This is a genomic window from Salmonella sp. SAL04213, assembly GCF_046550535.1.
Classification (GTDB): domain Bacteria; phylum Pseudomonadota; class Gammaproteobacteria; order Enterobacterales; family Enterobacteriaceae; genus Salmonella; species Salmonella enterica.
In genome coordinates this window covers 129,464-144,920 of the sequence record NZ_JBGDXS010000004.1, presented here as the reverse complement: position 1 = coordinate 144,920, position 15,457 = coordinate 129,464, and the positions used below count along the sequence as shown (strand labels likewise).

The 15,457-nt window shown below is 55.2% G+C and carries 16 protein-coding genes; 10 read left to right on the top strand and 6 right to left on the bottom strand.

Annotated elements, in window-relative coordinates; all coding sequences use genetic code 11:
- Positions 1 to 181: 181 nt before the first annotated feature.
- Positions 182 to 2,380 carry a Zn(II)/Cd(II)/Pb(II) translocating P-type ATPase ZntA gene (gene zntA / locus ACLJPQ_RS12515; protein ID WP_017441614.1) on the bottom strand — a complete coding sequence of 733 codons (2,199 nt, stop codon included), beginning with the start codon at positions 2,378 to 2,380 and terminating at the stop codon, positions 182 to 184.
- Positions 2,381 to 2,460: 80 nt separating this feature from the next.
- Positions 2,461 to 3,087, bottom strand: a complete 627-nt coding sequence (locus ACLJPQ_RS12510) for a lysoplasmalogenase (RefSeq protein ID WP_079944862.1) — start codon at positions 3,085 to 3,087, stop codon at positions 2,461 to 2,463.
- 141 nt (positions 3,088 to 3,228) lie between these two features.
- Between ACLJPQ_RS12510 and ACLJPQ_RS12505 the strand changes: the two genes are divergently transcribed.
- A complete protein-coding gene (locus ACLJPQ_RS12505) occupies positions 3,229 to 3,600 on the top strand; it encodes a DUF2500 domain-containing protein (RefSeq protein ID WP_080185094.1) in 372 nt (123 codons plus the stop codon).
- Positions 3,601 to 3,621: 21 nt separating this feature from the next.
- On the opposite strand, the gene ACLJPQ_RS12500 is transcribed toward ACLJPQ_RS12505, so the two are convergent.
- Complete coding sequence (locus tag ACLJPQ_RS12500) at positions 3,622 to 3,891, bottom strand: DUF1145 family protein (RefSeq protein WP_000906757.1); 270 nt, start codon at positions 3,889 to 3,891, stop codon at positions 3,622 to 3,624.
- Positions 3,881 to 4,477: a 16S rRNA (guanine(966)-N(2))-methyltransferase gene (rsmD, locus tag ACLJPQ_RS12495; RefSeq protein WP_000743275.1), complete on the bottom strand. Its 597-nt coding sequence runs from the start codon at positions 4,475 to 4,477 to the stop codon at positions 3,881 to 3,883. Before rsmD ends, ACLJPQ_RS12500 begins: the two co-directional genes overlap by 11 nt.
- A gap of 125 nt (positions 4,478 to 4,602) precedes the next feature.
- Here rsmD and ftsY point away from each other — a divergent pair, with 125 nt between their 5' ends.
- The 5 genes from ftsY to livJ all read left to right on the top strand — a co-directional run bounded on the left by ftsY (position 4,603) and on the right by livJ (position 10,322).
- A complete protein-coding gene (gene ftsY / locus ACLJPQ_RS12490) occupies positions 4,603 to 6,078 on the top strand; it encodes a signal recognition particle-docking protein FtsY (protein WP_001118697.1) in 1,476 nt (491 codons plus the stop codon).
- A gap of 2 nt (positions 6,079 to 6,080) precedes the next feature.
- Positions 6,081 to 6,749: a cell division ATP-binding protein FtsE gene (gene ftsE, locus ACLJPQ_RS12485; protein WP_000617729.1), complete on the top strand. Its 669-nt coding sequence runs from the start codon at positions 6,081 to 6,083 to the stop codon at positions 6,747 to 6,749.
- On the top strand, positions 6,742 to 7,797 hold the full coding sequence (gene ftsX / locus ACLJPQ_RS12480; protein ID WP_023241885.1) for a permease-like cell division protein FtsX: 1,056 nt from the start codon (positions 6,742 to 6,744) through the stop codon (positions 7,795 to 7,797). The genes ftsE and ftsX overlap by 8 nt, the downstream gene beginning before the upstream one ends.
- 245 nt (positions 7,798 to 8,042) lie before the next feature.
- Positions 8,043 to 8,897, top strand: a complete 855-nt coding sequence (gene rpoH, locus ACLJPQ_RS12475; protein WP_000159621.1) for an RNA polymerase sigma factor RpoH — start codon at positions 8,043 to 8,045, stop codon at positions 8,895 to 8,897.
- Between the two features lie 321 nt (positions 8,898 to 9,218).
- A complete protein-coding gene (gene livJ / locus ACLJPQ_RS12470; RefSeq protein ID WP_020437707.1) occupies positions 9,219 to 10,322 on the top strand; it encodes a branched chain amino acid ABC transporter substrate-binding protein LivJ in 1,104 nt (367 codons plus the stop codon).
- Positions 10,323 to 10,405: 83 nt separating this feature from the next.
- On the opposite strand, the gene ACLJPQ_RS12465 is transcribed toward livJ, so the two are convergent.
- Both ACLJPQ_RS12465 and panM read right to left on the bottom strand, forming a co-directional pair.
- Positions 10,406 to 10,540 (bottom strand): hypothetical protein, encoded by a 135-nt coding sequence (locus tag ACLJPQ_RS12465; RefSeq protein ID WP_078061201.1) that lies wholly within the window; start codon positions 10,538 to 10,540, stop codon positions 10,406 to 10,408.
- Positions 10,518 to 10,901: an aspartate 1-decarboxylase autocleavage activator PanM gene (panM, locus tag ACLJPQ_RS12460; RefSeq protein ID WP_000778873.1), complete on the bottom strand. Its 384-nt coding sequence runs from the start codon at positions 10,899 to 10,901 to the stop codon at positions 10,518 to 10,520. Before panM ends, ACLJPQ_RS12465 begins: the two co-directional genes overlap by 23 nt.
- A gap of 421 nt (positions 10,902 to 11,322) precedes the next feature.
- On the opposite strand from panM, the gene livK reads away from it, so the two are divergent.
- The 4 genes from livK to livG are packed head-to-tail and all read left to right on the top strand — an operon-like array spanning position 11,323 to position 15,456.
- Positions 11,323 to 12,432: a high-affinity branched-chain amino acid ABC transporter substrate-binding protein LivK gene (gene livK, locus ACLJPQ_RS12455; RefSeq protein WP_000822976.1), complete on the top strand. Its 1,110-nt coding sequence runs from the start codon at positions 11,323 to 11,325 to the stop codon at positions 12,430 to 12,432.
- Positions 12,433 to 12,491: 59 nt separating this feature from the next.
- Positions 12,492 to 13,418, top strand: coding sequence for a high-affinity branched-chain amino acid ABC transporter permease LivH (livH, locus tag ACLJPQ_RS12450; RefSeq protein WP_000003005.1), 927 nt, complete (start codon positions 12,492 to 12,494; stop codon positions 13,416 to 13,418).
- A complete protein-coding gene (gene livM / locus ACLJPQ_RS12445; protein WP_080185093.1) occupies positions 13,415 to 14,692 on the top strand; it encodes a branched chain amino acid ABC transporter permease LivM in 1,278 nt (425 codons plus the stop codon). The genes livH and livM overlap by 4 nt, the downstream gene beginning before the upstream one ends.
- A complete protein-coding gene (gene livG, locus ACLJPQ_RS12440; protein WP_000082080.1) occupies positions 14,689 to 15,456 on the top strand; it encodes a high-affinity branched-chain amino acid ABC transporter ATP-binding protein LivG in 768 nt (255 codons plus the stop codon). Before livM ends, livG begins: the two co-directional genes overlap by 4 nt.
- Position 15,457 lies beyond the last annotated feature (1 nt).

The following is a 15,457-nucleotide window of genomic DNA, read 5'->3' as shown; positions in this document are numbered from 1 at the left end:
TTATTTTGTAGACGGTATGATCAATATCGGTTGGATAAAAATTAACCTTACATCAAATCACGCTATTTCTGATTAATGGTTTGATAAGTAATAGAAAATAAATAATTTTCGCGTGAATAATATGAACAAAGAAAGGAATATCGCGGGATAACCCGGCGACATGCCGCCGGGTGGGAGAAGATTAGTTTTTACGCAGCAAACGTAGCGCGTTGGCGGTCACCAATACCGTGGCTCCCGTATCCGCCAGGATTGCCAGCCATAGCCCGGTAAAACCCAGTAGCGTCGTCACCAGGAAAATGGCTTTCAGCCCCAGCGCAATGGTGATGTTCTGCCGGATATTCGCGTGGGTAGCGCGCGCCAGCGTAATCATTTGCGCTAACCCGCGCAGACGGTTATGAGTAAGGGCGGCGTCAGCCGTTTCCAGCGCGACGTCAGTACCGCTGCCCATCGCAATTCCGATACTGGCGGCTTTCATCGCGGGCGCATCATTAATGCCGTCGCCCACCATCGCCAGCGGCGCTTGTTGGTTAAGGGCGGTGACTGCCCGCACCTTATCTTCCGGCAGTAGTCCGGCTTTAAACGCCAGATCCAGCTCGCCGGCAATCGCTGCCGCCGCCCGTGGGTTATCGCCGGTCAGAATCACGCCGTTAACGCCTAACTGATGCAGATCGCGGATGGCGTCGCGCGCATCGTCACGCAACGTATCCTGGAGGGCGAGGACGCCAAGTACGGTCTCGTTACGCAGCACCAGAACCACCGTCTGCCCGGCGTTTTCCAGTTCGCTAATTTGCCCGGCAAACGCTGCCGCAGGCTGTTTTCCCGCCGCGCAAATCAGAATACGTTCGCCGTTAACCTGCGCTTCAATCCCGGTGCCGGCCAGCGTTCGCTGCGATTCCGCCGTCGGGATCGCCAGATCGCGTGTCTGCGCTTCGCGGACAATAGCCTGCGCCAGCGGGTGCGTAGCGCCTTGTTCTACGGCTGCCGCCAGCGCCAACAGTTCGGCTTCGCTGATACCGCTTGCCGGATGAATCGCCGTCACCCGTGGTTTACCAATGGTCAACGTACCGGTTTTATCAAAGGCGACCTGCGTGATACGGCCCAGTTGCTCCAGCGCTGCGCCGCCTTTAATCAATGCGCCGCGCCGTGCCGCCGCCGCCAGCCCAGAGGTAATGGCCGCGGGCGTGGAGATCACCAGTGCGCACGGGCAACCGATGAGCAGCAGCGTCAGCCCTTTATAAATCCACTCCTGCCAGCCGCCATCGAACATCAGCGGCGGAATAAGCGTCACCAGCAGCGCGATGACCATAATGACTGGCGTGTAGATGCGGCTGAAACGGTCAATAAACCGCTCAATGGGCGCACGGCGCTCTTCCGCCTCTTCAATCAGCGTCAGGATACGGTCAATCGCGCTGGCGCCAGGTTCAGATAGCACCTCCAGGGTGACGAGACGGTCAACGCTGGTCGCGCCTGCCGGGACTTTGTCGCCCGTTGCGCGCTCCACAGGGATAGACTCGCCGGTGAGCGCGCTTTCATCAAAGCTGGCGAAACCGGAAACCAGTTTACCGTCGGCGGGTAAACGCCCCCCGGCGGCGACTTCGATAATATCGCCCGGTCGCAGGGTATTAATCGCGACCTCTTCCCGCACGCCGTCGCGCAGACGGGTCGCCGTTTCCGGTTTAAGCGCCATTAACGCGCTGACGCCTTTACGGGCGCGGCTGGCGGCCCATCCTTCCAGGCGCTCGCCGATGAGGAACAGCAGCAATACCATTGCCGCCTCCGCCGTCGCGCCAATAAACAGCGCGCCAATGGCGGCGACGCTCATCAGCGTTTCAATAGCGAACCAACTGCCGCTTTTCATCAGCCGCAGCGCCTGGCGGGCAATAGGATACAGACCGACCAGGGTGGTGGCGATAAAGGCCAGTTGGCCGAACGGGTGGTTAAATTGCTCCAGCCCCCAGCTTATCGCCATCATAATGATCAGCGTAATAAGCGGCAGGTTCTCTTTAAGACGAGATTCAGGCGCGGCGTCGCGAGAATCTTCGCTACGCAAGGTATAACCCGCCTTCTGTACGGCGCGTTCAATTTGCGCGCGGAGGTCGGTGTCGGCATCGACCACTAACTTTTCGGTGGCGAACAGCACTTGCGCCTGGTTGACGCCGCGAATTTGGCGTACCGCATTCTCCACTTTTCGGGCGCAGGCGGCGCAGTCCATGCCGGAGATTTTCCAGGTATAGCGCGTGCCTGCCACGGCAGTAGAAACAGGCGCGCTGGACGCGCAATGTTCTTCGCAGCAGCAGCTATCGGCCTTCTGTATTGCCGGGGCTAATCTGAAGGAGGTAAAGGGCGGGACTTTTTTGCCATCGGTATCAGGGGTCGACATAACGTCCTCCGGTTGATGATAATTTTCTCATTAACCGGAGGATACACTCTGGAGTCGACTCCAGAGTCAAGCGCTATTATTTACAGGTACAGCGAGCGAACAATCAGGAAGTGTCCGGCAAAGTAGCAGGCGGCGGCAATCGCGTTATCCGCCCGGAAACGGCGGCGGTAATGGCTACCCAGCCAGACGATATTGCCGATGAACAGCAGCGTCGCGCCGGTAAAGGCCGAAAGGGCTGGCGCCGTTGGGCGGAAGAACCACAGTTCGCCCGCCAGCCAGACCATGACCAGCGTCATGGCGATAAAAGTACATACCGGCCAGCGTAGCTCCTCCAGTCGCGTCCAGATAACGGCGATAAGCAACGCGCCGACTATCAGTAACGCCAGCGGCAGCGGCCAGAAGAACGACAACGTCATTTGGCTGGCAAAGTAAATGGTGTAGAGCAGATGCGATAAGAAAAATGCCCCGACGGCGTACAGCAGGCGTTGACGCGGTAAGAGCGTTAACGCATCGCCGACCAGCGAGGCGCACAGCCCGGCCAACACAAGATAACTGATGGCGTCAAACATCGGCGCTTGCCAGGCCAGTAACAGTAATAGTAATAACGTGACGGGCTTAAAAAACCAGCGTTGCCAGGCTGGCCCGCGATAGGAGGCGTCCACATACAGCCATGCGGACAGGCAGACAGCGATAAACGACCAAAGCATCTTAATTCCTTGAATTCGTTATTTTTTCGCAAACGGTATGCTTGCGGCTCTATTATTCAGTGTAGAGGCCGTGACGGTCAGATGACAACACTATAACGGGCAGGGTATGCTTATTTCCGCATTTTCTGACAGGTTAACAGTATGAGTAAGCCACCGCTTTTCTTCATTATAATCATTGCATTAATCGTAGTTGCCGCGTCGTTTCGCTTCGTTCAGCAACGGCGGGAAAAAGCCGTTAATGAGGCGGCGCCGTTACAGCAAAAGCTGGTCGTGGTCAGCAATAAACGGGAGAAGCCGGTCAACGACCGACGCTCTCGCCAGCAGGAAGTGAGCCCGGCGGGAACCAGTATGCGCTATGAGGTCAGTTTTAAGCCGCTCAATGGCGGTCTGGAAAAAACGTTCCGTTTACAAGCGCAGCAGTACCACGCTTTGACGGTGGGCGATCAAGGTACGCTGAGCTATAAGGGAACGCGGTTCGTCGGGTTTGTTAGCCGTACCCCGGATAACGAATAAACCGTCATCCGGCAGCAAACGTTATTTTTTGTTCTTAAACTTCTTCTGCCAGACCAGCAGCTCAAACACGCCGAACAGGAAAATGCGGATTTTCTCTCCCGTCGTCATCTGCGGACCCGCTTTCGGTATCGTTGATTTCAGTAGCGCCAGTTGCATACCGTGCATCAGCGCCATGAACACCAACGCCACGTTGACGAAGATATTGAGCGGGCGCGGGAAGGGATGCACCAGATTAAGAATCAAAAATGCCCACACGAAGAGCATTAATAAGCGGCCCAGATTAATCAACATCATTTTCTCCTTGCGCGTCGCGCTGATACAGACGATAAGCGACCTGTCCGGCCACCTTTTCTCGATACAATGCCCAGTTCGCCGGAACGGGCGGCAGACCGTTTTCCACCTCGCTTTCTACATAAATTAGCGCGTCGTCGGCCAGCCATCCCTGGGTTTCCAGCAATTGTAACGTCTCTTCCAGCAGCCCTTTACGAAACGGCGGGTCGACAAAGACGACGTGATGCGGCGTCCCCGGCTGGCTGAGGAAGGCCAGAGTATTGGTATTGACGACGCGAGCATTGTTGGCTTTCAGCGTCGCCAGATTTTTTTGCAACTGCTGCGATACGGCGCGATCCATTTCCAGTAACGTTGCCTGGGCCGCATAACGCGATAGCGCCTCCAGACCCAGCGCGCCGCTGCCGGCAAAGCAATCCAGACAATGGGCGTCTACCATTACCGGAGCCAGCCAGTTAAATAACGTTTCGCGCACGCGATCGGTGGTGGGACGCAGACCCGGGCTGTCCGGAACCGGTAATTTACGACCACGCCATTGCCCGCCAATAATGCGGATTTGGCCGCTGCCAGAGTGAGTCGGTTTTTTCATTTCTCTTGCTCGAACCGCCTGTTGCAAGTTATTCCAGGCGGTGATGTGAATTAAGTTAAGTGATAGACTATTTCATCATTTTTTTAGCTTCCATGTATATAGCGCCGCGAGGGGTGTAGTCGCAGATGGCAAAACAGAAAAAACGTGGCTTCTTTTCCTGGTTGGGCTTCGGTGATAAAGAGCAGAAGCAGGAACAGACCGAAGAACAGCAGATTGTTGAGGAACAACGACCGGTTGAGCCCCCTGTTGAAACGGCGGCAGACGTAGACGCGCAAACGCCCGCGCACAGCAAAGCAGAAACAGAAGCCTTTGCGGAAGAGGTGGTGGACGTTACTGAGAAAGTTCAGGAGAGCGAAAAACCGCAGCCGGTAGAGCCGGAGCCCGCGACGGCCATTGAGATGGCAGCGCCGCAGATCGCGGTGGAACGCGAGGAATTGCCGCTGCCGGAAGAGGTCAAAGACGAGGCTGTCTCGCCGGAAGAGTGGCAGGCCGAAGCGGAAACCGTAGAGGTCATTGCCGCGGTAGAAGAAGAGGGCGAAAACGCGGCGAAATTCACCGACGAAGAGCTGGAAGCGCAGGCGCTGGCCGCTCAGGCGGCGGAAGAGGCGGTGATGGTTGTTCCGCCGGCGGAAGAAGACGCGCCGGTGGAAGCGATCGTTCAGGAACAGGAAAAACCGACTAAAGAAGGTTTCTTTGCCCGCCTGAAACGCAGCCTGCTGAAAACCAAAGAAAATCTCGGTTCCGGATTTATCAGTCTGTTCCGCGGCAAGAAAATCGACGATGATTTGTTCGAGGAGCTGGAAGAGCAGTTGCTCATCGCTGATGTCGGGGTAGAAACCACGCGTAAGATTATCGCTAATCTGACGGAAGGCGCCAGCCGCAAACAGCTTAAAGATGCCGAGGCGCTGTATGGTCTGTTGAAAGACGAGATGGGCGAGATTCTGGCGAAGGTAGACGAACCGCTTAATATTGAAGGTAAAACGCCTTTTGTTATTCTGATGGTTGGCGTGAACGGCGTGGGTAAAACCACTACTATCGGTAAACTGGCGCGCCAGTTTGAGCAGCAGGGTAAATCAGTGATGCTGGCGGCGGGGGATACTTTCCGCGCGGCGGCGGTCGAACAGCTACAGGTCTGGGGACAGCGTAACAACATTCCGGTTATCGCCCAGCATACCGGCGCGGACTCCGCCTCGGTGATTTTTGACGCTATCCAGGCCGCGAAGGCGCGTAATGTGGATGTGTTAATTGCCGATACGGCAGGGCGTCTGCAGAACAAGTCGCACCTGATGGAAGAGCTGAAAAAAATCGTTCGCGTCATGAAAAAGCTGGACGAAGAAGCGCCACATGAAGTTATGCTGACCATTGACGCCAGCACCGGACAGAACGCGGTAAGCCAGGCCAAACTGTTCCATGAAGCGGTAGGCTTAACCGGTATTACCCTGACCAAGCTGGACGGTACGGCGAAAGGCGGGGTGATTTTCTCGGTAGCTGACCAGTTTGGCATTCCTATCCGTTACATTGGCGTGGGCGAACGTATCGAGGATTTGCGTCCGTTTAAGGCGGACGATTTTATTGAGGCACTTTTTGCCCGAGAGGATTAACAATGATTCGCTTTGAACATGTCAGCAAGGCCTATCTCGGCGGGAGACAAGCGCTGCAGGGAGTGACATTCCATATGCGGCCAGGCGAGATGGCGTTTCTGACCGGCCACTCCGGCGCGGGGAAAAGTACCCTGCTGAAGCTAATCTGTGGGATTGAGCGGCCCAGCGCCGGCAAAATCTTCTTCAGCGGGCATGATATTACGCGCCTGAAAAACCGCGAAGTGCCGTTTTTGCGCCGCCAGATTGGGATGATTTTCCAGGATCACCATCTGCTGATGGATCGCACGGTCTATGACAATGTGGCGATACCGTTAATCATTGCCGGCGCCAGCGGCGATGATATCCGTCGTCGTGTGTCGGCGGCGCTGGATAAGGTTGGACTACTGGACAAAGCGAGAAACTTCCCGATTCAACTCTCCGGAGGCGAACAACAGCGCGTGGGCATCGCCCGCGCGGTGGTCAATAAGCCAGCGGTATTGCTGGCGGATGAACCGACCGGGAACCTGGACGACGCGTTGTCGGAAGGGATTTTACGTCTGTTTGAAGAGTTTAACCGCGTAGGGGTGACGGTACTGATGGCGACGCACGATATTGGACTTATCTCCCGTCGTTCCTATAGGCAGCTCGTCCTGAGCGATGGACATCTGCATGGAGGCCTGGCCAATGAATAGGCGCGACGCGATTAACCAAATCAGGCAGTTCGGCGGACGGCTGGATCGACTGCGTAAGTCTCACGGCGGAACAGGCGGCGGGCGCAACGCGCCAGGACGCCAGAAGCCGACGCCGAAACCGAACTCACGTAAAACGAACGTCTTTAATGAGCAGGTGCGCTATGCCTGGCACGGCGCGCTGCAAGATCTGAAAAGCAAACCGCTGGCGACGTTTCTGACGGTGATGGTGATCGCCATCTCCCTGACGCTGCCCAGCGTCTGTTACATGGTCTATAAGAACGTCAACCAGGCGGCGACTCAGTACTATCCGTCGCCGCAGATCACCGTTTATCTGCAAAAAACGCTGGATGATGACGCGGCGGCACGGGTTGTTGGGCAGCTTCAGGCCGAGCAGGGCGTTGAGAAGGTCAACTACCTGTCCCGTGAGGACGCGCTGGGAGAATTCCGCAACTGGTCGGGTTTTGGCGGCGCGCTGGATATGCTGGAAGAGAACCCGCTACCGGCGGTGGCGGTGGTGATCCCCAAGCTGGACTTCCAGAGTACCGCCTCGCTTAATACGCTGCGCGACCGTATCTCGCAGATTAACGGCATTGACGAAGTCCGCATGGATGATAGCTGGTTTGCGCGCCTGGCGGCGCTCACCGGGCTGGTGGGCCGCGTGTCGGCGATGATCGGCGTGCTGATGGTCGCGGCGGTCTTCCTCGTTATCGGCAACAGCGTGCGCCTGAGCATTTTTGCCCGTCGCGACACCATTAACGTGCAAAAGCTGATTGGCGCGACCGATGGCTTTATCCTGCGTCCGTTCCTCTACGGCGGCGCGTTGCTCGGTTTTTCCGGCGCGTTTCTTTCACTGATATTGTCTGAAATTTTGGTGATGCGTTTATCATCGGCGGTGACTGAAGTGGCGCAGGTCTTCGGCACGAAGTTTGATCTCAACGGTTTATCGTTCGATGAGTGCCTGTTGCTGCTGCTGGTCTGTTCCATGATTGGCTGGATCGCCGCCTGGCTGGCCACGGTGCAACATTTACGTCACTTTACTCCCGATTGATAAAATCGTGGTATAATCTTTCCCTGCAATGGGCTTCCGTTCGCAGGGAAAGAGTCCCTGTTGTCTCTTCCCCGCGCGTCATCTTTATGTCACAAGATTTGTGCAAATTATGCACAGTGTTACATTGAACTTGTGGATAAAATCACTGTCTGATAAAAGAGTGGGTGATATTCTCGTTGCTCATCGGCTTTGGCACGGTTGTTGCTCGCTGACGGTGCCAGGCAATACTGATTGAGAGGATTTGAATGACCAAAGAAATGCAAAATTTAGCTTTAGCCCCTGTTGGCAACCTGGAATCTTATATCCGGGCGGCGAACGCGTGGCCGATGTTATCGGCTGACGAGGAGCGGGCATTGGCTGAAAGGCTGCATTACCAGGGCGATCTGGAAGCAGCTAAAACGCTGATCCTGTCTCACCTGCGCTTTGTTGTTCATATTGCTCGTAACTATGCGGGCTATGGTCTGCCGCAGGCGGATTTGATCCAGGAAGGCAACATCGGCCTGATGAAAGCCGTACGTCGTTTTAACCCGGAAGTAGGCGTGCGCCTGGTTTCCTTCGCCGTACACTGGATTAAAGCAGAAATTCACGAATACGTGCTGCGTAACTGGCGTATCGTTAAAGTCGCAACCACGAAAGCGCAGCGTAAGCTGTTCTTTAATCTGCGTAAAACCAAGCAGCGTCTGGGCTGGTTTAATCAGGATGAGGTTGAAATGGTGGCGCGCGAACTGGGTGTTTCCAGTAAAGACGTGCGTGAGATGGAGTCGCGTATGGCGGCGCAGGACATGACGTTTGACATGTCTTCGGACGATGAGTCCGACAGCCAGCCAATGGCGCCGGTGCTGTATCTGCAGGATAAATCGTCTAACTTTGCCGACGGCATTGAAGACGATAACTGGGAAGAGCAGGCCGCCAACCGACTGACCGACGCGATGCAGGGGCTCGACGAGCGTAGCCAGGATATTATCCGCGCTCGCTGGCTGGACGAAGACAATAAGTCTACGTTGCAGGAGCTGGCCGATCGTTACGGCGTCTCCGCTGAGCGTGTGCGCCAGCTTGAAAAGAACGCCATGAAAAAGCTTCGCGCTGCGATCGAAGCGTAACCTTCGCGAATTGCCAATGAACCCTCGAATGTGAATTCGGGGGTTTTGTTTTTTGTAGGCCGGATAAGGCGTTTACCCTGCCATCCGGCAACACGTTTGCCCGATGGCGCTTCGCTTATCGGGCCTACGGGCCCTTCCTCTCCCCCACCGACACAAATCTGTTATCTGGATGTAAATTTAGCTATTCCAAAATAATAAAAATCGGGTATGTTTTAGCAGAGTATGCTGCTAAAGCACGGGTAGCTAGCCAATAATCGAAATAAAGTGCTGAACAATAACACCACAACACACGTAACAACCAGAATAATGGGGATTATCAGGATGAATATGAAGGGTAAAACGTTATTGGCAGGATGTATCGCCCTGTCATTAAGCCATATGGCATTCGCCGAGGACATTAAAGTCGCGGTTGTCGGCGCGATGTCCGGTCCGGTGGCGCAGTATGGCGACCAGGAATTTACCGGTGCGGAGCAGGCAATTGCCGATATCAATGCGAAAGGCGGTATTAAAGGCGATAAGCTCGTCGCGGTGAAATATGACGACGCCTGTGACCCGAAACAGGCGGTAGCGGTCGCTAACAAAGTGGTGAACGACGGCATCAGGTATGTTATCGGTCACTTATGCTCCTCTTCCACACAGCCAGCGTCTGATATCTACGAAGACGAAGGCATCCTGATGATAACCCCGGCGGCGACCGCGCCGGAGCTGACCGCACGCGGCTATAACCTGATTTTGCGCACGACCGGCCTGGACTCTGACCAGGGGCCAACGGCGGCAAAGTATATTCTGGAGAAGGTAAAACCGCAGCGCATCGCGATTATCCACGATAAGCAGCAGTACGGCGAAGGGCTGGCGCGCGCGGTGCAGGACGGTCTGAAGAAAGGCGGCGTTAACGTCGTATTCTTTGATGGCATCACCGCTGGCGAAAAAGATTTCTCCACTCTGGTTGCGCGCCTGAAGAAAGAGAATATCGACTTTGTCTACTACGGCGGTTATCACCCGGAAATGGGGCAGATTTTGCGCCAGTCCCGCGCCGCAGGGCTGAAAACCCAGTTTATGGGGCCGGAAGGGGTCGCGAACGTCTCGCTGTCTAACATCGCCGGAGAGTCGGCGGAAGGCTTACTGGTCACCAAACCGAAGAACTACGATCAGGTCCCAGCGAACAAACCGATTGTGGATGCCATCAAAGCCAAGAAACAAGATCCTAGCGGCGCATTCGTGTGGACCACCTACGCCGCGCTGCAATCGTTGCAGGCGGGGCTGAACCACTCCGACGATCCGGCGGAAATCGCCAAATACCTGAAAGGCGCCACGGTCGACACCGTAATGGGACCGCTGTCGTGGGATGAGAAAGGCGATCTGAAAGGATTTGAGTTCGGCGTGTTTGACTGGCATGCGAATGGTACGGCGACGGACGCTAAGTAATTTTCCTGGCGCCTTTCGCGCTGCAGGTGCGTTGGCTACGTTATTCAACCCCGGTCACTTACTTATGTAAGCTCCCGGGGATTTCATAACTTGCCGCCTGCCTGCAACGCGAAATTCTTGGAAAATAGCGAGGTGGTTTTTATCTTTTCTCCCGGCATGTAGGCCGGATAAGCGTCAGCGCCATCCGGCTTTCTTTTAGCGCTTCTCCCAGCCGTCATGCTGTGCGGTAAAGCCTAACGCCTGCATAAACGCGGCCATCACGCTACGGTCTTCAACACCGACATCTGCCATCCACCACGACGAGACGTTGGGATTATCGCGGATGACTTCTTCTACCAGGTATTGTCCGACGCCGCGACGACGGGTGATTTCACGCACGCGTAAGGAATCCAGCGCGCCCTGCGTTCCGCTCAGCGTCACTCTTACGGCGCCCAACAAACGCTCGTTAAACCGCGCGGCATAAATCCGGTGCGTTTCATCTACGCTTAATGAGGAGGCGGAATATTCCGGCCAGATTTTGCCCAGATCGATCTGATCCTGAGCGCTAAAGTGTTCTAAACGAAGAATGGTCAGCTTCATCGACGGCTTGTCCCGATTTCAAAAGATGCGATCAGTGTACCGAAACAGGCAGGCCAGATGCTTTCTCTTTTTTGTGTCATTTACCAGGTTATTAATTTTTTAACAACGATAATTACAGTTTGAAGCATTAGAGAATGGAAAACAGGCAGCATAATTCCCTGAATGCTAGTGAATTATTCCGCTTAATATGCCGTTATTTTATGCTGACAAGCGTGCTTTTTTTTGTTTATCTATAGCGAAAAGCAGAATATTATCTTTTCTTAATAGACTGAAAAATAGAGATTTTAATCTTATTATGCTTTAAATTCTGCGCTAACTCATTAATGAGTCAGTAAAAAGCGCACCATTTATAAAAAGTACAGTCTGCTTTTTAACCAGCAAAAAACAAAACATATAACATCACGAATGGGGATACAGGCACATGAAACGGAAAGCGAAAACAATAATCGCAGGGATTGTTGCATTAGCAGTCTCGCAGGGGGCAATGGCAGATGATATTAAAGTCGCCATAGTCGGGGCGATGTCCGGCCCGGTAGCGCAATGGGGCGATATGGAATTTAACGGCGCGCGCCAGGCCATTAAAGACATCAACGCTAAAGGCGGTATTAAAGGCGATAAGCTGGTCGGCGTAGAGTACGATGATGCCTGCGATCCAAAACAGGCGGTGGCGGTGGCCAACAAAATCGTTAACGACGGTATTCAGTACGTTATTGGTCACTTGTGTTCTTCTTCTACTCAGCCAGCATCCGATATCTATGAAGATGAAGGTATTCTGATGATCTCCCCGGGGGCGACTAACCCGGAGCTGACCCAGCGCGGCTATCAGTACATTATGCGTACCGCCGGCCTGGACTCCTCCCAGGGGCCAACGGCCGCGAAATACATCCTGGAAACGGTGAAACCGCAGCGCATCGCTATCATTCACGATAAACAGCAATACGGCGAAGGACTGGCGCGCTCCGTGCAGGATGGCCTGAAGCAGGGCAATGCCAATATTGTCTTTTTTGATGGTATTACCGCCGGTGAAAAAGATTTCTCCGCCCTGATTGCTCGCTTGCAAAAAGAGAATATCGACTTTGTGTATTACGGCGGCTACTACCCGGAAATGGGGCAGATGCTGCGCCAGGCACGGGCTAATGGCCTGAAAACGCAATTTATGGGGCCGGAAGGCGTGGGTAACGCGTCGCTGTCCAATATTGCGGGTGGTGCGGCGGAAGGCATGTTGGTGACGATGCCAAAACGTTATGACCAGGACCCGGCGAATAAAGCGATTGTCGAGGCGCTGAAAGCCGACAAGAAAGATCCCAGCGGTCCGTATGTCTGGATCACCTACGCCGCCGTCCAGTCGCTGGCGACCGCAATGACGCGTAGCGCCAGCCATGCTCCGCTGGATCTGGTGAAAGATCTTAAAGCGAACGGGGCTGATACCGTTATTGGGCCGCTGAAATGGGATGAAAAAGGCGATCTTAAGGGATTTGAATTTGGCGTCTTCCAGTGGCACGCCGACGGCTCGTCAACCGTCGCGAAGTAATGCCAGAAGATAAGTTATCCCACCGCCCGCACGCCGGGCGGGTTTAAAAAGGTTACCTTATGTCCGAGCAGTTTCTCTATTTCTTGCAGCAGATGTTTAACGGCGTCACGCTGGGGAGCACCTACGCGCTGATTGCTATCGGTTATACGATGGTGTACGGCATTATCGGCATGATCAACTTCGCTCATGGCGAGGTGTATATGATCGGCAGCTACGTCTCTTTTATGATCATCGCCGCGCTAATGATGATGGGAATAGACACCAGTTGGCTCCTGGTGGCCGCCGGATTTATCGGCGCGATTATTATTGCCAGCGCCTACGGCTGGAGTATCGAGCGAGTCGCTTACCGGCCTGTGCGCAACTCCAAGCGCCTGATCGCCCTGATTTCCGCCATCGGGATGTCCATCTTTCTGCAAAACTACGTCAGCCTGACGGAAGGTTCGCGCGACGTGGCGTTACCCAGCCTGTTTAACGGCCAGTGGATTGTGGGCAGCAGCGAAAACTTTGCCGCGTCCATCACCACCATGCAGGCGGTTATCTGGATAGTCACCTTTCTGGCTATGCTGGCGCTCACCATTTTCATTCGCTACTCCCGGATGGGCCGCGCCTGCCGCGCCTGCGCGGAGGATCTGAAAATGGCCAGCCTGCTCGGCATTAATACCGACCGCGTCATTGCGCTAACGTTTGTTATCGGCGCGGCAATGGCGGCGGTGGCGGGCGTGCTGCTCGGTCAGTTCTATGGCGTAATTAACCCCTACATCGGTTTTATGGCCGGGATGAAAGCGTTCACCGCGGCGGTGCTGGGCGGGATTGGCAGCATTCCGGGCGCGATGATCGGCGGTCTGATTTTGGGCGTCGCCGAAGCGCTCTCGTCTGCATATTTAAGTACCGAATATAAAGATGTCGTGTCGTTCGCTCTGCTGATTCTGGTACTGCTGGTGATGCCGACCGGTATCCTGGGGCGTCCGGAGGTAGAGAAAGTATGAAACCGATGCATATTGCGATGGCTCTGTTCTCTGCGGCGATGTTCTTCGTTCTGGCTGGCGTCTTCATGGGCGTACAACTGGAGCTGGACGGCACCAAACTGGTGGTGGATACCGCCGCCGACATCCGCTGGCAGTGGATCTTTATCGGTACGGCAGTGGTTTTTTTCTTTCAGTTGCTGCGTCCGATGTTCCAGAAAGCGGTGAAGCACGTCTCCGGACCGAAGTTTATTCTGCCAGCGATCGATGGCTCTACCGTTAAGCAAAAGCTGTTTCTGATGGCGCTACTGGTTATCGCCGTGGCGTGGCCGTTTATGGTGTCGCGCGGTAGCGTGGATATCGCCACTATGACCATGATTTATATCATCCTCGGTCTGGGGCTGAACGTGGTGGTAGGGCTGTCCGGCCTGCTGGTATTGGGCTACGGCGGCTTTTACGCCATCGGCGCTTATACCTTTGCGCTGCTCAACCACTATTACGGTTTGGGTTTCTGGACCTGCCTGCCACTGGCGGGACTGGTCTCCGCCGCCGCCGGTTTCCTGCTCGGCTTCCCGGTACTGCGCCTGCGCGGCGACTATCTGGCGATTGTGACGCTCGGCTTCGGCGAAATCGTCCGTATCCTGTTGCTCAACAACACTGAAATTACCGGCGGCCCGAACGGCATCAGCCAGATCCCCAAACCGACGCTGTTTGGTCTGGAGTTTAGCCGCAACACCCGAGAAGGCGGCTGGGATACCTTCAGCAATTTCTTTGGCGTGAAGTACGACCCATCCGACCGGGTCATTTTCCTCTATCTGGTGGCCCTGTTGCTGGTGATCCTGTCGCTGTTTGTCATTAACCGCCTGCTGCGTATGCCGCTGGGCCGGGCGTGGGAAGCGTTGCGTGAGGATGAGATCGCCTGTCGCTCATTAGGTTTAAGCCCGACGCGCATCAAGCTGACCGCTTTTACTATCAGCGCCGCGTTTGCCGGTTTCGCCGGGACGTTGTTTGCCGCCCGCCAGGGCTTTGTCAGCCCGGAATCCTTCACCTTCGCCGAATCCGCCTTCGTGCTGGCGATTGTGGTGCTGGGCGGAATGGGCTCGCAGTTTGCGGTGATCCTGGCGGCGGTTCTGCTGGTGGTGTCGCGCGAATTGATGCGCGACTTCAACGAATACAGCATGTTGATGCTCGGCGGTTTGATGGTGTTGATGATGATCTGGCGCCCGCAGGGATTGCTGCCGATGACGCGTCCGCAGTTGAAGCTGAAAAGTGGTCAGGCGAAAGGAGAGCAGGCATGAGTCAGCCATTATTAGCGGTTAACGGCCTGATGATGCGCTTTGGCGGTTTGCTGGCGGTCAACAATGTATCGCTGGAATTGCGTGAGCGGGAAATTGTGTCGCTGATTGGCCCTAACGGCGCGGGTAAAACGACGGTGTTTAACTGCCTGACCGGTTTTTATAAGCCGACAGGCGGTACGATCATGTTGCGCGAGCGGCATCTGGAAGGATTGCCGGGTCAGCAGATCGCCCGCATGGGCGTGGTACGTACTTTCCAGCATGTGCGTCTGTTCCGTGAAATGACGGTGATTGAAAACCTGCTGGTGGCGCAGCACCAGCAATTGAAAACGGGCCTCTTTTCCGGCCTGTTGAAAACGCCCGCTTTCCGCCGCGCGCAAAGTGAAGCGCTGGACCGCGCGGCGACCTGGCTTGAGCGTATTGGCCTGCTGGAACATGCCAATCGCCAGGCCAGTAATCTGGCCTACGGCGACCAGCGCCGGCTGGAGATTGCCCGCTGCATGGTGACGCAGCCAGAAATTCTGATGCTCGACGAACCGGCGGCCGGCCTTAACCCGAAAGAGACCAAAGAGCTGGATGAGCTGATTGCCGAACTACGTAACCATCACAACACCACTATCTTGCTGATTGAACACGATATGAAGCTGGTGATGGGCATTTCCGATCGCATTTACGTGGTGAACCAGGGCACGCCGCTGGCGAACGGCACGCCGGAAGAGATCCGCAACAACCCGGACGTCATCCGCGCTTATCTGGGTGAGGCATAAG

Bases quoted from the DNA above. Each gene is read 5' to 3' on its own strand.
- ACLJPQ_RS12505 (WP_080185094.1), top strand. From the start codon at position 3,229: ATGAGTAAGCCACCGCTTTTCTTCATTATAATCATTGCATTAATCGTA.
- panM (WP_000778873.1), bottom strand. From the start codon at position 10,901: ATGAAGCTGACCATTCTTCGTTTAGAACACTTTAGCGCTCAGGATCAG.
- livM (WP_080185093.1), top strand. From the start codon at position 13,415: ATGAAACCGATGCATATTGCGATGGCTCTGTTCTCTGCGGCGATGTTC.
- rpoH (WP_000159621.1), top strand. From the start codon at position 8,043: ATGACCAAAGAAATGCAAAATTTAGCTTTAGCCCCTGTTGGCAACCTG.
- livH (WP_000003005.1), top strand. From the start codon at position 12,492: ATGTCCGAGCAGTTTCTCTATTTCTTGCAGCAGATGTTTAACGGCGTC.
- livK (WP_000822976.1), top strand. From the start codon at position 11,323: ATGAAACGGAAAGCGAAAACAATAATCGCAGGGATTGTTGCATTAGCA.
- ftsE (WP_000617729.1), top strand. From the start codon at position 6,081: ATGATTCGCTTTGAACATGTCAGCAAGGCCTATCTCGGCGGGAGACAA.
- ACLJPQ_RS12510 (WP_079944862.1), bottom strand. From the start codon at position 3,087: ATGCTTTGGTCGTTTATCGCTGTCTGCCTGTCCGCATGGCTGTATGTG.
- rsmD (WP_000743275.1), bottom strand. From the start codon at position 4,477: ATGAAAAAACCGACTCACTCTGGCAGCGGCCAAATCCGCATTATTGGC.
- livG (WP_000082080.1), top strand. From the start codon at position 14,689: ATGAGTCAGCCATTATTAGCGGTTAACGGCCTGATGATGCGCTTTGGC.
- zntA (WP_017441614.1), bottom strand. From the start codon at position 2,380: ATGTCGACCCCTGATACCGATGGCAAAAAAGTCCCGCCCTTTACCTCC.
- ACLJPQ_RS12500 (WP_000906757.1), bottom strand. From the start codon at position 3,891: ATGTTGATTAATCTGGGCCGCTTATTAATGCTCTTCGTGTGGGCATTT.
- ftsY (WP_001118697.1), top strand. From the start codon at position 4,603: ATGGCAAAACAGAAAAAACGTGGCTTCTTTTCCTGGTTGGGCTTCGGT.
- ACLJPQ_RS12465 (WP_078061201.1), bottom strand. From the start codon at position 10,540: ATGACGGCTGGGAGAAGCGCTAAAAGAAAGCCGGATGGCGCTGACGCT.
- ftsX (WP_023241885.1), top strand. From the start codon at position 6,742: ATGAATAGGCGCGACGCGATTAACCAAATCAGGCAGTTCGGCGGACGG.
- livJ (WP_020437707.1), top strand. From the start codon at position 9,219: ATGAATATGAAGGGTAAAACGTTATTGGCAGGATGTATCGCCCTGTCA.